Annotated in this window: 15 protein-coding genes; 7 read left to right on the forward strand and 8 right to left on the reverse strand. The window is 45.9% G+C overall.

Annotated features, from left to right (window positions below; translation table 11 throughout):
• The first annotated feature begins 52 nt into the window (after positions 1–52).
• The 4 genes from KHO06_RS02810 to phoU are packed head-to-tail and all read left to right on the forward strand — an operon-like array spanning position 53 to position 5,510.
• Positions 53–2,257 carry an ABC transporter permease subunit gene (locus tag KHO06_RS02810; protein ID WP_212582064.1) on the forward strand — a complete coding sequence of 735 codons (2,205 nt, stop codon included), beginning with the start codon at positions 53–55 and terminating at the stop codon, positions 2,255–2,257.
• A 27-nt stretch (positions 2,258–2,284) separates the two neighbouring features.
• On the forward strand, positions 2,285–3,958 hold the full coding sequence (gene pstA / locus KHO06_RS02815) for a phosphate ABC transporter permease PstA (RefSeq protein WP_017188512.1): 1,674 nt from the start codon (positions 2,285–2,287) through the stop codon (positions 3,956–3,958).
• Positions 3,959–3,960: 2 nt separating this feature from the next.
• On the forward strand, positions 3,961–4,779 hold the full coding sequence (pstB, locus tag KHO06_RS02820) for a phosphate ABC transporter ATP-binding protein PstB (protein ID WP_009705559.1): 819 nt from the start codon (positions 3,961–3,963) through the stop codon (positions 4,777–4,779).
• A 32-nt stretch (positions 4,780–4,811) separates the two neighbouring features.
• Positions 4,812–5,510: a phosphate signaling complex protein PhoU gene (gene phoU / locus KHO06_RS02825; protein WP_005440349.1), complete on the forward strand. Its 699-nt coding sequence runs from the start codon at positions 4,812–4,814 to the stop codon at positions 5,508–5,510.
• 3 nt (positions 5,511–5,513) lie between these two features.
• Here phoU and KHO06_RS02830 read toward each other — a convergent pair whose 3' ends face one another.
• The 6 genes from KHO06_RS02830 to KHO06_RS02855 all read right to left on the reverse strand — a co-directional run bounded on the left by KHO06_RS02830 (position 5,514) and on the right by KHO06_RS02855 (position 10,236).
• Positions 5,514–5,993 (reverse strand): hypothetical protein, encoded by a 480-nt coding sequence (locus KHO06_RS02830; protein WP_212582065.1) that lies wholly within the window; start codon positions 5,991–5,993, stop codon positions 5,514–5,516.
• A gap of 53 nt (positions 5,994–6,046) precedes the next feature.
• The gene (locus KHO06_RS02835) at positions 6,047–6,685 is read right to left on the reverse strand and encodes a YadA C-terminal domain-containing protein (RefSeq protein WP_005445292.1); all 639 of its coding nucleotides are present in this window, start codon (positions 6,683–6,685) and stop codon (positions 6,047–6,049) included.
• Between the two features lie 138 nt (positions 6,686–6,823).
• Entirely contained in the window at positions 6,824–7,756 is a 933-nt protein-coding gene (locus tag KHO06_RS02840) for a LysR family transcriptional regulator (RefSeq protein WP_212582066.1), read from the reverse strand.
• Positions 7,757–7,765: 9 nt separating this feature from the next.
• Positions 7,766–8,542, reverse strand: coding sequence for a polyphosphate kinase 2 (ppk2, locus tag KHO06_RS02845; RefSeq protein WP_005424773.1), 777 nt, complete (start codon positions 8,540–8,542; stop codon positions 7,766–7,768).
• 66 nt (positions 8,543–8,608) lie between these two features.
• Positions 8,609–9,352, reverse strand: a complete 744-nt coding sequence (locus tag KHO06_RS02850) for a copper homeostasis protein CutC (RefSeq protein ID WP_212582067.1) — start codon at positions 9,350–9,352, stop codon at positions 8,609–8,611.
• A 275-nt stretch (positions 9,353–9,627) separates the two neighbouring features.
• Positions 9,628–10,236 (reverse strand): peroxiredoxin C, encoded by a 609-nt coding sequence (locus tag KHO06_RS02855; protein WP_005424820.1) that lies wholly within the window; start codon positions 10,234–10,236, stop codon positions 9,628–9,630.
• A 200-nt stretch (positions 10,237–10,436) separates the two neighbouring features.
• Between KHO06_RS02855 and KHO06_RS02860 the strand changes: the two genes are divergently transcribed.
• The 3 genes from KHO06_RS02860 (at position 10,437) to aceA (ending at position 15,039) form a co-directional block, all read left to right on the forward strand.
• Positions 10,437–11,342, forward strand: coding sequence for a hydrogen peroxide-inducible genes activator (locus KHO06_RS02860; protein ID WP_005424789.1), 906 nt, complete (start codon positions 10,437–10,439; stop codon positions 11,340–11,342).
• A 606-nt stretch (positions 11,343–11,948) separates the two neighbouring features.
• On the forward strand, positions 11,949–13,577 hold the full coding sequence (aceB, locus tag KHO06_RS02865) for a malate synthase A (protein WP_212582068.1): 1,629 nt from the start codon (positions 11,949–11,951) through the stop codon (positions 13,575–13,577).
• Positions 13,578–13,725: 148 nt separating this feature from the next.
• Entirely contained in the window at positions 13,726–15,039 is a 1,314-nt protein-coding gene (gene aceA, locus KHO06_RS02870) for an isocitrate lyase (RefSeq protein ID WP_005424793.1), read from the forward strand.
• A 104-nt stretch (positions 15,040–15,143) separates the two neighbouring features.
• Here aceA and KHO06_RS02875 read toward each other — a convergent pair whose 3' ends face one another.
• Complete coding sequence (locus KHO06_RS02875) at positions 15,144–15,590, reverse strand: CBS domain-containing protein (RefSeq protein ID WP_005424784.1); 447 nt, start codon at positions 15,588–15,590, stop codon at positions 15,144–15,146.
• A gap of 234 nt (positions 15,591–15,824) precedes the next feature.
• Positions 15,825–16,046 carry a hypothetical protein gene (locus tag KHO06_RS02880; RefSeq protein ID WP_212582069.1) on the reverse strand — a complete coding sequence of 74 codons (222 nt, stop codon included), beginning with the start codon at positions 16,044–16,046 and terminating at the stop codon, positions 15,825–15,827.
• Positions 16,047–16,088 lie beyond the last annotated feature (42 nt).

Raw genomic sequence — 16,088 nt, forward strand, 5'->3', positions numbered from 1 at the left:
TGTCATCTTAACGACATATTCTAGTACTAAGTCAAAAAGGGTAGAGAGATCAATGGCACAAGCCGAGTTTTCATTGCAGGAAAAAGATAAAAAACGATTGATCAAAGATCGTTTGGTTCGTTTTGCAGTGACATCAGGTGGTGTAGGCGTTCTTGCTGCTCTTGTGTTGATCTTCGTTTACCTTGCGATGGTGATCATTCCTCTGTTTTCTGATGCAGAGATCGAAACCAATTATGCCGCTCGTGCGACCCAAAGCGGGAAGCCACTCGCAATTTCCGTTGATGATTACTCCCAAATCGGTTTGGTTTTAACTCAATCCGGTGAAGTGCGTTTTCTACCTCTTGATGATTCTAGCAAGCCCGCGCTTTACACTCAGCAGATAGCTAATAACCCAGTGGCATTTTCTCAGTCTGCTCCAGGATTGGGTTGGTATGGTTTAGTCGATGGCCAAGGTAAAGCGCACATCTTCAAGCCGGAGTTTAACGCGACGCTGCGCGAAAACACTCGTCCACCAGAAGTGGTGCCGTTTAGAACCTCAATAGACATGCAACTGACAGATGCATCTGATCCAGTTAAGACATTTGTTTTTAGTACTTCCACACAAGCTCCAACCCTTGTTTGGCAAACACAAAGCGGCGTGCTAAAAGCACGTTGGCAAGTCCCTCAACTATTAGATGCATCACCTGTTACCCATGACTTCACCTTCTCTTCGGGCTTTGATGCGCCAGACCAAATGCTGCTGACGCCAGATGGTAATAACCTTTATTTGCGACATGGATCAGAGCTGATTGTTTTGGTGAAAGGTGACAATAAATTCTCAGTGCGCGAGGTTATCGATCTGACTCAGGGTGATAAAAAGCACTCAGTGAGAACGATGGATTTGCTGGCGGGGGCGTATTCTTTGCTCGTTACGCATAACGATGGTCGTGTATCACAATGGTTTGATACGTTGCAGGGCGACAAGCGTACTTTGACTCACATTCGCGACTTTAAGTTGGCGTCTGAGCTGAAGTATTTACTTCCCGATTCACACCGCAAAGGTTTCTACAGCTTTTACACCAACGGTACTTTGCAAAGCCACTACACCACCAGTGAGAAATTGGTACTGTTTAAGCGTGCCTATAAACAAGCGCCAGCGATGGCTGCAATGTCGAATAATGAGCGCTATCTGATTACGTGGCAAAACGACAAACTGACGGTCGCATTTGTTGATAACCCATATCCAGAAGTCTCTCTTTCCTCCTTGTGGCAGAAGGTTTGGTATGAAGGTTACCCAGAGCCTGAATTTGTTTGGCAATCCACCTCAGCCAGTGATGACTTCGAGGCGAAATTCAGCTTAGTGCCAATTGCGTTTGGTACCATCAAAGCGGCGATGTTCGCGATGCTGTTTTCGGTACCACTGGCAGTTTTAGGCGCAATTTATACCGCCTACTTTATGTCGCCACGTATGCGTCGTGTGGTGAAGCCATCAATCGAGTTAATGGAAGCTTTGCCTACGGTTATCATTGGTTTCCTTGCCGGCCTCTGGTTCGCTCCGATTGTGGAAGACCATCTAATTACCGTTGTGGTGATGCTGTTTGTTTTGCCTCTGAGCACCATGGTGATGGGCGGTCTATGGGCGCTGATCCCACAACCGATACGTAACCGCCTGCCAAACGGGTGGCATGCTTTGGTGTTAATGCCTTTGCTTCTGCTGTTGATCGGTTTGGGTGTGTGGGTATCACCAATGCTTGAACAAGCCTTCTTTGGCGGGGACATGCGTTTGTTCCTAACTGACCATGGCATTGGCTTTGATCAACGTAACGCGCTGGTGGTTGGCTTGGCGATGGGCTTTGCGGTTATTCCAACGATTTTCACCATTGCCGAAGATGCGATTTTCTCTGTGCCGAAACACTTATCGGATGGTTCATTAGCACTTGGCGCGACGCCATGGCAAACCCTGATTTATGTGGTTCTGTTAACAGCCAGTCCGGGGATCTTCTCGGCAATCATGATGGGACTTGGGCGTGCTGTGGGCGAAACCATGATTGTATTAATGGCGACAGGTAATACGCCATTAATGGATTGGAACGTGCTAGAAGGCTTGCGTAGCTTGTCGGCGACCATTGCGGTTGAATTGCCAGAATCGGAAGTGGGCAGTTCGCATTATCGATTGTTGTTCCTATCGGCATTAATTTTGTTTGTCTTCACCTTTGCGGTGAACGCCTTGGCGGAATGGGTTCGTCAAAGACTAAGAGATAAATATCGTGCGTTGTAATCAGTTAACGAAAGAGCGAGTAATAGCGTGTTAAATTGGATTCGTTCTGGCGCACCTTGGATTTGGTTAACCGGGGGAGCGGTAAGCATCAGTCTGCTTTCTGTCCTCGGTTTATTGCTATTGATTGGCTGGAAGGGGCTTACTTACTTCTGGCCTGCGCCACTTTATCAATGGAATGTTGCTGCGCTGACTCCGGTGCAGGGCGAAGTGCTGCATGAAAATTCGATTCTGGTTGGTCAGGTTTACGAGCGCAGCTTTGTGCCAAGAAGTTACCTACCAGAAGAAGCGGCGAATAAACTCGCGGATGACGAAGAGTTTGCGACGCGCCTAAACATCAAAATTGCCAACCGTGAATTGTACCCAGCGGACTTTATTTCTGTGTTGAGAATGCAGTTGGATGATCCAACTACGCCGGGCGAATGGGCAGTGATTGAACGCAGCAGCGGTGGCTACTTCTTCGGTAAGTTTGTGGCCTTCCAAGATGGTAACACGCGTTACGAAAATGACATTCAAAAGCTTTTGGATCAAAAGCTCGATGATGCCGAAACCTTGCATCACGAAATCGACATGCTGGTGGATGACCAAGTAAAAGACTTGGGATGGCAGTTAGAGCAGCTTCGCTTAGATAAACGTAAGCACGAGCTTAACGACACCATCACTGAAGAGTTTTTAGCAAACAACAGCAAGCGTAAGGCAGAAATTGAAGCAGAGTTAGCCAAGCTAGACATGCAACTTGACGGGCTGCGCTTGGGCTTCTCTGATTATGCGCTGATTGTCGAAGACATGACTGGGACTCAAGTTTCGATTCCATTAGAAGACATTTTGGACTACTGGTATCCAAACCAAATGTCACTGCCTGAAAAGGTTACCCATTGGGGAAAACAGGTTTGGAAGTTCTTATCCGAAGACCCTCGCGAATCGAACTCTGAAGGTGGGGTTTTCCCAGCGATTTTCGGTACGGTTTTCTTGGTTATCATCATGTCGATCATCGTGATGCCATTAGGTGTGGTTGCGGCGATTTATTTGCATGAATATGCCAAGAATAATGCCCTAACTCGGGTGATCCGTATTGCGGTGATTAACCTTGCCGGTGTTCCTTCTATCGTTTACGGCGTATTTGGTTTGGGCTTTTTTGTTTATACCATTGGTGCCTCAATCGATAACCTGTTTTATGCCGAGCGATTACCCGCTCCAACCTTTGGTACGCCGGGCTTGTTGTGGTCTGCACTGACGCTAGCGGTCTTGACGCTACCGGTGGTGATTGTTACCACAGAAGAAGGTTTAACCCGTATTCCTAGTTCAGTTCGCCATGGCTCGTTAGCCTTGGGTGCAACGCAGTTCGAAACGCTTTGGCGTGTGGTTTTGCCTATGGCAACCCCTGCGATAATCACTGGTTTGATTCTCGCAATTGCTCGGGCTGCGGGGGAAGTGGCGCCATTGATGTTGGTGGGGGTCGTGAAGTTAGCTTCTAGCTTGCCAGTGGATGGGCAATTCCCTTACGTGCATTTGGATAGAAAGTTCATGCACTTAGGTTTCCACATTTACGATGTTGGATTCCAGACTTCGAATATCGAAGCTGCGCGTCCGTTGGTTTACGCGACTTCCTTCTTACTCGTGACGGTTATTGTCGGACTAAACTTAACAGCAATCAGTATTCGTAATAATCTGCGAGAGAAATACCGAACTTTAGGACAAGATTAAGCATGTTTAACTTTGATAATACATTAGGTTATGAGCCGCCATTGGATGTGCACAACCTGACGGATGAACAAACGGCTATCTCGATTGAGAACCTTAATCTTTTCTATGGTCAGACTCAGGCGTTGCATGATATCTCCATGCGCATCCCAAAAGGACGCGTAACCGCATTCATCGGACCGTCCGGTTGTGGTAAATCTACATTGCTGCGCTGTATCAACCGCATGAACGATTTAGTCGAAGGTTGTAAGGTGACGGGGAAAGTACGCTTGCACGGTAAGAATGTGTACAACCCAAGTGTGGATGTTGCCACGCTGCGCCGCCGAGTAGGCATGGTATTCCAGCGCCCAAACCCATTCCCTAAGTCAATTTACGAAAATGTGGTTTACGGTCTTCGTCTACAAGGGGTGAAGAACAGTCGCATGCTAGACGATGCGGTCGAGCGTTCACTACGTTCTGCGGCATTGTGGGATGAAGTAAAAGACCGTTTACATGAAAACGCATTTGGACTTTCTGGTGGCCAGCAGCAGCGTTTGGTGATTGCACGCGCCGTTGCGATTGAGCCAGAAGTACTATTATTGGATGAACCGACATCGGCGTTGGATCCAATCTCAACTTTAACTATTGAAGAGCTTATCAACGAGCTCAAGACTCAATATACTGTGGTTATCGTTACCCATAACATGCAGCAAGCGGCGCGCGTCAGTGATCACACTGCGTTCATTCATATGGGTAAGTTGATTGAATACTCGGATGCGGATTCGATCTTCACCTCTCCAATGAAGAAACAAACCGAAGATTACATTACCGGTCGTTACGGTTAAGCCGCGACCTTTCAAGGATTAAAAGGAAAGCCATGCACTTTGGACGTCACATCTCAGGACAATTTAACGTAGAGCTAGAATCGATTCGTACCCATGTACTTACCATGGGAGGCTTGGTAGAACAGCAGTTGTCGTATGCTATTCAAGCCTTGCACAAGGAAGACATCGAACTGGCGCGTAAAGTTGTGCGTGATGATCACAAAGTTAATGCGATGGAAGTGTCGATTGATGACGCTTGTACTCGCATCATTGCTAAGCGTCAGCCTACAGCAAAAGACTTACGCTTGATCATGGCTATCATTAAGACCATCACAGATCTTGAGCGCATTGGTGATGTTGCAACACGTATTGCCTATGTGGCGATTGAAAGCCCATCATCGAAAGAGCGCCAATTCCAAGTCTCGTTAGAGCCTTTATGTCGTCAAGCAATCCAAATGTTACACCAAGTGCTTGATGCGTTTGCTCGTATGGATGTAGAAGCCGCAGCAGAAGTACACAAGCTTGATGATAAGTTGGATGCGGAATACGAAGCGGTGATTCGTCAGTTGATGACTTACATGATGGAAGACCCGAAAAACATTCCACATATTCTGCAAGTGATGTGGTCGGCGCGAGCCATTGAACGCGTGGGTGACCGTTGCCAAAATATCTGTGAATACATTATCTACTTCGTGAAAGGAAAAGATGTACGCCATCTAGGTGATCAAAGCATCGATGACGTACTGAAGTAAGTCTTAAAAGCGCAAACCAAAGCCTAGAGAAAAGTTAATGGCAGTGTCTGTGTAGGTGTGTGTTTTATCGTTCATGAAAACGTCTAAATCCGCACCTGCTCGAACTGATAATATTGGGTTAACTTGATATACGTAAGCGCCACCAATACTCAATCCGTTCGCATCTCTTCGTTCATTGCGATACGTTCCATCGTACTGCGCTAATCCTAAGCTCGCTTGAAATCCCATCTGTGGTTGATGACCAAATAAGTGTTGAAAGCCAATACGGTAGGCGTCAATGGTTTCATCATAATTACCGCTCTTATAAGTAATCTGAGAGTAATCAAAATACAGCGCATCAAAGCCCGCAATATCGGTCGCCCCCAATTGGATACCTGCCCCTCGAAATGAGCCAATCTTAACTTCTGGAGAGACATAAATACCTGAAGCTTGGACACTAATAGGAGCGAGAATAAGGGCAGCGAGAAAGAATTTGCGTTTCATAGAGTTACCTAAATAAAAGCCTTCCTTGGCTATGAACTTATTGAGTGCAGTTTTTACTTAAAGCTAATTTGAACACCAACGCCGCCAGCAACGTCAGATGAAGAATATTTGCCTGATGATTCATAGTGGAATGTGCCCGACAGGCTTACTTGATCACTTAGACCGTACGCACCACCAATCGCTACTGCTTCTTTACTACCAGAAAAACCCACACCGGCACCGATTGCCAGTTCACCATTGGTTGCATAAGGGCGAGCGTTGGTGACTGCGTGTAGACTTGCGCGAATACCGTCCATTTGTTCTGCTTGTTGGTTTAAGCGGTAGTCGTATTCTGCGGCTAAGCCTTCTAAGTGGTTCAGACGGTCATCCGTCGGGTTATTTTCAATAGGATTTGATGGCAGTTGCGGTGTTGGACGCTCAGGGACTTCAGGAATACCGTTGTCTGGTTCAGGAAGCGTTGGGTGCTCTGGTGCTGCTTCGATTGGTGGTGTTGGTGATTGATCTGGATGTGGACGATCTGGCACTCCAGGAACACCGTTATCAACTTCTGGTAGAACAGGTTGCTCTGGCACACCTTGAATTGGGTTGGTTGGAATGCCTGGGTGTGGACGATCCGGGATAACAGCTGCAATTGAGCTGAAAGAAGCAAGAAGGGTGCAAGCAGCGGTAAGCTTTACAATTTTTTTAGTCATGTCTGAACTCTCAATAAGTAAACGAGGGACAGCATCCTTACTGTAAGCAATCGCTTTTTGTCATTTCCCTTAAAAGCAGGGCTATCTTATTGAGAAGTATGATTTATGACTAAATGGCTATTGTTATCTCAGTGATAATCAAATCTTATCACTCTGTGATTTTAGACCTTGTTGAATAAGCTCTGTTAACCATTTTACTAGTGGGTTATTCCGGTTTTTCACATGCATATGAGCGTGAATAGACTTCATTTGTGGTTGACCATCAATCGTGACATCAACGGCTCTTAATCCCGGAAATTGCTCGACCGGAAGTAAATTGGAGTGAGGTAAATACATGTCGGTGTGTTTGACGACATCAAGTATTGCAGAGACCATTTCTGAGCGAAAGCCAATGCTGTGTTCAATGCCCATTTCGGTAAGAAGCTCAGATGCGTAACTGAACTTGTCGTTCCAACCTGGGGAAATCAAAGAAGCAATTGGGTATCCGCCAAGATCATGTGGCTCAACATGAGTCTTGGTGATTGGGTGATCTTCACGGACAAAAATACGCCCTTTCAAATCCAGTAGCTTCGGCGTGTAGATCTCTTTATTGGTCAGAAGTAACTCGTAATTTACTCCCATCAGTGTTTCACCTTTCAAGATCTCATCAACCGTGCTGTTCGACCAACCAACTAATTCAAGTTGAGCATTAGGTGCTAACGCTCTCATTTGTTCGAAGAGGAAACCGGGCAAGCAAGTCATTGTGATTGGTGCTAGTGCAATCCGAATTTTGTTGTCCACTTCGGCAGGATAAAACTGATGAGAGCGGTTAACCGCTGCCGCTAAACCATCGAGGTGGGGCGTAATATCGTTGGCGAGAGATTCTGCGAAAGGTGTCGGTTCAAGACCTGTTTTAACCTTTACAAACAGCTCTTCATCGAAGTGATTACGTAGCTTTTGTAACGCTTGACTGATGGCGGGTTGAGAGACAAACAAGCGCTGAGAAGCTTTACGCATGTTTTTCTCTTGCATCAAAACCATAAAGGTTTTGAGCAGATTTAGGTCAAGGGTATGAAACAGGTCTTTCGCCATGGTACATCTCTAGTATTTATCAGGAACGAAGGTTTGATCGTCTATGGGTGCTCGGACGTAGCCTTCCTTATTCAGCTCTGGCAATTCGATAACTGGATGCTCAAGTTCTTCGTATTCGACTTGACTGAGCAGATGGCTGATACAATTCAAACGTGCTTTCTTTTTATCATCAGAAGGCACTACCCACCAAGGGCAGTTTTTTGTATCTGTGTAAGCAAACATTTTGTCTTTTGCTTGTGAATATTCCGCCCAGCGATTACGTGACTCTAAATCCATCGGGCTGAACTTCCAGCGTTTGATAGGGGTATTGATGCGCTCCAGAAAGCGCTTTTCTTGCTCTTCATCGGAGACTGAAAACCAATACTTAATTAAGATGATGCCAGAGCGTTGCAGCATGCGCTCGAACTCTGGGCAAGAGCGGAGAAACTCCTCATATTGTTCCGGGGTACAAAAGCCCATGACTTTCTCTACGCCAGCGCGGTTGTACCAACTGCGGTCAAACAGCACTATTTCCCCAGCAGCAGGCAGATGTGCCACGTAGCGCTGGAAGTACCATTGTGTTTTTTCTTTTTCTGTTGGGGCAGGAAGAGCCGCGATACGGCAGACACGAGGGTTGAGTTTTTCAGTGATGCGTTTGATGGTGCCACCTTTGCCAGCGGCGTCGCGTCCTTCAAACAGTACCACGACTTTAAGCCCTTTGTGTTTGACCCACTCTTGGAGCTTAACCAACTCAATTTGCAGCTGTTCTAGTGCTTCTTCGTATTCCTTTTTCTTTAGTTTCGCCATGTTTCCTCCCGTCCTTAGTTATCAATATGTTAGCACTCAATAACTAAAGACGGGATTTGAAAGCGCTTAATTGAGAGCTGTTACCATGTTCGCGATAGCATCGGTGTTGGTGACAGGAATCGAAAAATCATCCACATCGGCAGCGCCCATTTTGCTTTGCTCGGCAATAAAGGTCATGTGACTAGGGCGAGTTGTCTTGCCAGATAAATGCACTTCGGTGACTTTGGCTTGTTCAACAAGCTGGCCAACATTGTCTGCATTCACACCGGCGCCCGCCATGATCGCAATGCGTCCTTGTGCTTGCTCGACCAAAGCTCTAAGCACATCGATACCTTGTGGTGCCGAAGGTGCAAGGCCAGAAGTCAAAATACGCTCACAGCCTAGGCTGATCACTTCTTCTAACGCTTTTTCAGCGTCACGACATTGGTCAAAGGCACGATGGAAGGTTACGCCTAGACCAAGCGCTTGAGCAAATTCACACAATGCAGTTGCGTAAGGCATATGAATGTTGCCGTCTTGAGTGAGCACGCCGAGCACGACACCGTTCATGCCCGCTTGCTTGGCAGCTTCAATATCCCAGCGCATCAATTCGATTTCTTCCTCACTGTAGAAGAAGTCGCCTTGGCGCGGGCGAATCATCGCGTAAACCGGAATAGTAGAGCGTTTAGCGGCTTGCTGCATAAAGCCATAGCTTGGCGTTAAGCCACCTAAAGCAAGTGAAGAGCAGAGTTCGATGCGGGTTGCACCACCAGCAATCGCGTTATGGAGAGATTCAATGTTATCAATACAGACTTCAAGTTGAGTGTTCACGAGGTTGTCCTGAATTATTGTAATTACAGCAAATACTAGCAGGACGAAAGGGGAGAATCTGTACTGAGGGCGAAGGAAATAGAGGTAAACTTTTTGCGCGATGCTTGCCTCTTTTGCTTTTCAAAACCGCAGATAAAAAGAAAGCCCAGAGCGAACTCTGGGCTTTTTTATGACTTTACTTAGACTGATTGGCGTTTGCGGTTTTTCCGCTATAGCTTTTTGCTTTATATATACATCCAACCAACACGCCCGTTGAGCTTGGGCGGCAGTGTCTATTACTTGCTTAGGTCGTCTGCGTGCTCAGATAGGAACGCTGCAACACCTTTTGGAGATGCGTCCATACCTGCTTTACCTTCTTCCCATTGTGCAGGACATACTTCGCCGTGCTTCTGGTGGAAGTTTAGTGCATCAACCATGCGTAGCATTTCGTCGATGTTACGACCTAGTGGTAGATCGTTAACTACTTGGTGACGTACAAGACCGTCTTCGTCGATTAGGAAAGAACCACGGAAAGCAACGCCTGCTTCTGGGTGCTCTACATCGTACGCTTTACAGATTTCGTGCTTAACGTCAGCAACTAGAGGGTATTTAACTTGACCGATACCGCCATCTTCGATAGCAGTGTTACGCCATGCGTTGTGAGAGAACTGAGAATCGATAGAAACACCGATTACTTCAACACCTTTAGCTTGGAAATCAGCTAGACGGTTGTCGAATGCGATTAGCTCAGATGGGCAAACGAAAGTGAAATCTAGTGGGTAGAAGAATACTACTGCTTTCTTACCTTTAGTGAATTCTGCAAAGTTGAAGTTTTCAACGATTTCACCGTTACCTAGAACAGCTGCTGCAGTAAAGTCAGGGGCTTGACGACCTACTAGTACCATTTTTTTGCTCCTAAAAAATTTGGTTTGATCCAAACCTACATTCAGTTATTTAGGTTTGGTCCTTGTTTGTGCGAGACAAACTATAGTACAGATTGTAGTATTGAAAAAAGCGAAATAAATAGATTGAGTTCATCGAAAAAAGCGATAATAACGAAACTATTATCTCGATCACTGGAACAGCAATAGATACAAATAGAATTATGAATAAATGGCCTAGCTTGAAGCAGTTACACTATTTGGTCACTCTGCATGAAACTCGACATTTTAGTGATGCTGCTGAGCGTTGTTTTGTCAGTCAATCTACCTTGAGTAAAGGCATCCAAAACCTTGAAGAGTTGATTGGCTGTCCACTTTACGAAAAGAAAGATAAGAAAAGCCCACTGGTTTTCACTCAAGCGGGTGAAATGGTGGTGCAGCAAGGTCGCGAACTGCTCGCTAAAGGGCAAGATCTTGTTGAACTTGGTCGTCTATGCCAAGGCGATGATATGGAAGGGCAGCTAAAAGTAGGCTGTATTCCGACCATTGCTCCTTTCTTATTGTGCGACCTTGTCCAAGAGGTAAACTACCGCTTCCCTCAATTAAATCTTCTATTAAGAGAAGACACGACGACCAACTTGCTGCAAGCACTTCGCCACGGTGAATTGGACGTATTGATTCTTGCTCTGCCTGTAGAGATAGAAGGAATGGAAAGCCGAGTAGTGGGACAAGACCCATTCCGCATGGTGATCAGTGCCAATCAAGCGGATTCCGTACCAGTGCCGATCCGTTATGCAGATTTGCCAGATGAATCCGTCTTCTTATTAGAGAAAGAACACTGCCTTACTGAGCACGCGGTTTCAGCGTGTAAGTTGACGGACAAAGAGAAGATCAACCCATTCACCGCAACCAGTCTTCATACCTTAGTACAGATGGTGGCGAATGGTCTGGGTACTACATTTATCCCGCAAATGGCGATTGATCATGGTTTGCTACACAACCAGAACTTAGTGGTGATCGACCCTCCTGGTCAGCAAGCGTATCGCGATATTGGTTTGGTTTGGCGTCCAAGCTCGTCACGATCAAACACTTTCAATCAATTGGCAGAAGTCGTCTCTGAACTGCTTTAGCTATTAGTATTAGCCTGCGACTCCCGATCAAACATCAAAAAGCGCACTAGAAATAGTGCGCTTTTTAGCATTTTATTCTGCGCGTGAACTTTGACTTGTAAAATTTTACAGATGAACTTTCATGAAGCTTTCATAAAATAGTGAAATTTCACAATGTTAATTTTACACAACTGCCTGTGTAACGCGTTTAAGTCGTGTTTAATTTCCTCTTCCTAGCCCTTGTGAATACAAGGATTTTTCTCCTGCCTTACTATTCATACGCTTGTTTGAATTTAAAAATAACCTGTAAAATTGATGTAATTTAATTACGTAATAACTTACAAATTGAACTCAAAAATCAAACACTTGTTTGATACCGAATAAAACTTTGAATTTAACGTTTTGTTTACTTGAGGGGTTTCGCTTAAACCTTTGTTGGGTTAGCTTAATTAAAGGCTTGTAAGACTTATGTCTAGATTGAAAAAGCAATTTAGGTTGCGCAAGGTATAGACACAACGAAGCGAAGTGAACACCAAATCGAAGGATGTAATTTGTTGTTCATAACTTACAAATGTAGCTTTAGGCTGACTGCCCAAGATGGATAAAGCACGTTAAGGATGAATGATTATGCTTGCTCAGACAGAACAAAAAACACAACAACTAAAGCAAACCCAAGGCATGCTTGAGGTGAATGGAGTCGTTGCTCCTGAACATCAAGCAATTTTCCCTGTTGAAGCCCAAACCTTTTTATCTCTACTGTGTGAAAAATTTGCCGGACGTGTTGAGCAGTTGCTAGAAGCACGAGAAGAGAAGCAAGCACGCATCGACGCTGGTGAACTGCCAGACTTTCTACCAGAGACACAAGACATTCGTGAAGGAAGCTGGAAGATCCTTGGAATCCCGCAAGATCTGCAAGATCGCCGAGTGGAAATCACTGGACCAACCGATCGCAAGATGGTGATTAACGCACTGAATGCGAATGTAAAAGTGTTCATGGCTGATTTCGAAGACTCGATGTCCCCTGCGTGGAGTAAAGTTCTGGATGGTCAAATTAACCTGCGTGACGCTGTTAATGGCACCATCAGCTACACCAACCCTGGCAATGGTAAACACTATCAGCTGGCAGAAGACCCAGCGGTGTTGATCTGCCGTGTTCGCGGACTGCATCTAAAAGAAAAACACGTAACGTGGCACGGTCAGATCATTCCAGGAGCGCTATTCGATTTCGCTCTGTACTTCTACAACAACTATAAAGCGCTACTGAAAAAGGGAAGCGGTCCATACTTCTACATTCCGAAACTGCAATCGCATCATGAAGCGAAGTGGTGGAGCGAAGTGTTCCATTTCACTGAAGAATATTTCGGTTTGGATACAGGCACCATCAAAGCGACTGTGCTGATTGAAACCTTACCAGCCGTATTCGAAATGGATGAGATTCTGTTCTCCCTGAAAGAACACATCGTTGGTTTGAACTGTGGTCGCTGGGATTACATCTTTAGCTACATCAAAACACTGAAAAACCACCCAGATCGCGTACTTCCGGATCGCCAAGTGGTGACCATGGACAAGCCATTCCTCAACGCTTACTCAAGATTGTTGGTGAGCACTTGTCATAAACGTGGCGCATTTGCGATGGGCGGCATGGCAGCCTTTATTCCGGCTAAAGATCCACAAGAAAACCAAAAAGTGCTGGATAAGATCCACAACGATAAATCACTAGAAGCCAACAACGGTCATGACGGCACTTGGGTTGCTCACCCGGGGTTGGCAGACACTGCTATGGAAGTGTTCAGTGCCACACTGGGGCAGCGCACTAACCAATTGGATGTGAGCCGCTCAGAAGACGCGCCAATCACCGCCGCAGAGTTACTTGAACCGTGCGAGGGTGAACGCTCAGAAGAAGGTATGCGTCATAACATCCGCGTTGCGTTGCAATACATCGAAGCTTGGATCTCTGGCAACGGTTGTGTGCCGATTTACGGACTGATGGAAGACGCAGCAACGGCAGAAATCTCACGCGCTTCAATCTGGCAATGGATTCAACACGGCAAGTCGCTCGACAACGGATTGAAGGTCACTAAAGAGCTGTTCGAACTCTATCTGAAAGAAGAGATTGAAGTCGTGCAGCAAGAAATTGGCGAGCAGCGTTACCAAGCCGGTCGATTTGAAGAAGCGGCAGACTTGATGGCGAGACTTACCACCAGTGATGAACTGACCAACTTTTTAACCATTCCAGGTTACGACTACTTGGATTAACCCAAAGATTTAGAACACTCCATTTATTTAACTAATACATGTTTATTTAACCAATACGTGAAGGATTCGAGGCAGATAAGGATGTACTGCCTGAGAACGGAAAACTCAACGCACATGCACAAGTGCACATTATAAGAGGGATAGACCAATGACTAACTTAACTCGCCGCCAACAAATTGAAGCTCTGGAAAAAGATTGGGCAACCAACCCACGCTGGAAAAATGTAAAGCGTACTTACACAGCAGAAGAAGTAGTAGAACTGCGTGGCTCTATGGTGCCAGCGAACACAATCGCACAACGTGGTGCTGACAAACTTTGGTCACTGGTCAACGGTAGTTCAAAGAAAGGCTACGTAAACTGTCTTGGTGCACTAACGGGTGGTCAAGCCGTACAGCAAGCGAAAGCGGGTATTGAAGCGATTTACCTATCAGGTTGGCAGGTAGCAGCGGATAACAACACCGCTTCTACAATGTACCCAGACCAATCTCTGTACCCAGTAGATTCGGTACCGTCTGTAGTAAAACGCATCAACAACTCATTCCGTCGTGCAGACCAAATTCAGTGGTCAGCAGGTAAGTCGCCAGAGGACGAAGGCGGTATTGATTACTTCCTACCAATCGTAGCGGATGCGGAAGCAGGTTTTGGTGGTGTATTGAACGCTTACGAGCTAATGAAATCGATGATCGACGCTGGTGCGGCAGGTGTTCACTTTGAAGACCAACTAGCATCTGTGAAGAAGTGTGGCCATATGGGTGGTAAAGTACTGGTTCCAACTCAAGAAGCAGTGCAAAAACTGGTAGCAGCTCGCCTAGCAGCGGACGTTGCTGGCACGACAACACTAGTAATCGCACGTACCGATGCAAACGCAGCAGACCTACTAACGTCTGATTGTGACCCATACGATAAAGACTTTATTCAAGGAGAGCGTACGCCAGAGGGGTTCTACCGTGTACGTGCAGGTATCGACCAAGCTATCTCTCGTGGCCTAGCTTACGCGCCATATGCGGATCTAATCTGGTGTGAGACAGCAACGCCATGTCTAGAAGAAGCACGCAAGTTTGCAGAAGCAATTCATGCAGAGTACCCAGACCAACTGTTGGCATACAACTGCTCGCCTTCATTCAACTGGGAGAAGAACCTAGACGCAGAAACCATTGCTAAGTTCCAGCAAGAGCTAGCTAACATGGGCTACAAGTACCAGTTCATCACGCTAGCAGGTATTCACAACATGTGGTTCAACATGTTCGAACTGGCACACGCTTACGCACAAGGCGAAGGCATGCGTCATTACGTTGAGAAGGTTCAACGTCCTGAGTTTGAAGCGGCAGAAAAAGGTTATACGTTCGTAGCGCACCAACAAGAGGTTGGTACGGGTTACTTCGATAGAATGACCAACACAATTCAAGGCGGTAACTCGTCAGTGACAGCACTGACAGGTTCTACTGAAGAAGACCAATTCTAATCAGCATTGAGTCCACAATTACTACGTTAGTAATGACATCTTTGAGCGGCGATTGAGCCGCTCTTTTTTGCTTGCGATTTGAGAGAATGAAACCTAGTAGCGAATTAATCCGCTTCGATCTCTTCCGGCTCGGTCTCTTCTTGTAATTCCAGCAAGTTAATTGCAATGGTTACAAAATCGGTATCGGTGATGATGCCGACCAAGTGACCTTTATTGACCACTGGCAAACAGCCGACTTTGTGCTTTTGCATATAGATTGCGCTTTCCTTTAAACCTGCTCTTGGTTCGGCAGTCATGATGTTGGTGTGCATCATTTGGTAAAGCGGAGTATCGAGGGTAAAAGATTGTTCAGCCTCATCTGGGTGCAAGCAGGATTCTTGTGCAGCAAGAATATCGCGTTGAGTCACCAAGCCTTTTAAGTGTTTATTGGCATCAACAACCGGAATATGTCGAATATCAAGCGCTTCCATCATGCTTTTTGCGTCACGTAATGTGTGCTCACGCAGCAAGGTATGAGGGTTGCGAGTCATCATGTCTTCAACCTTGATCATAGAGACCTCCAGCGGCATTGTCCTTCTCTTAAATATAGAGAATATTTTGCTGCATATCTGGGAGCTAACTCGTTTTTCACTAATAAAATAAAACGATTAGATGGAGATCAATCAGAGGTGAAAATGGACTGGTGTTTTCTATAATTCCAGCTACTCATTCGGGGTGAGTCTAGGATGTAAGCGCTATCATAAATAACCAAAGCTAAGGCGTTTAAACCTTAGCTTTGGTTACTCTTAACGTTGCTTAAAATGCACACAGATAAGACCATGAGCTTTCGCATCGACACAGCGACCGATGTAGCTTTTATCTGGCAGGTTTACGGCACATAAGCGAGGGACCTGTTTTAGGTAACAGGCATCTTGCAACACTTTGAGTCGATCATTGCTGGAACTTGCGATTGCTCCAGATGAAAACGCGAGTACGGCAGCACTCAGCGCTAGAGTTAACATCTTCATACTTACCTCAATAAATGTCTAAAGAGCAAATGCTCACCTTCA

Source organism: Vibrio sp. B1FIG11 (assembly GCF_905175335.1).
GTDB lineage: Bacteria > Pseudomonadota > Gammaproteobacteria > Enterobacterales > Vibrionaceae > Vibrio > Vibrio campbellii.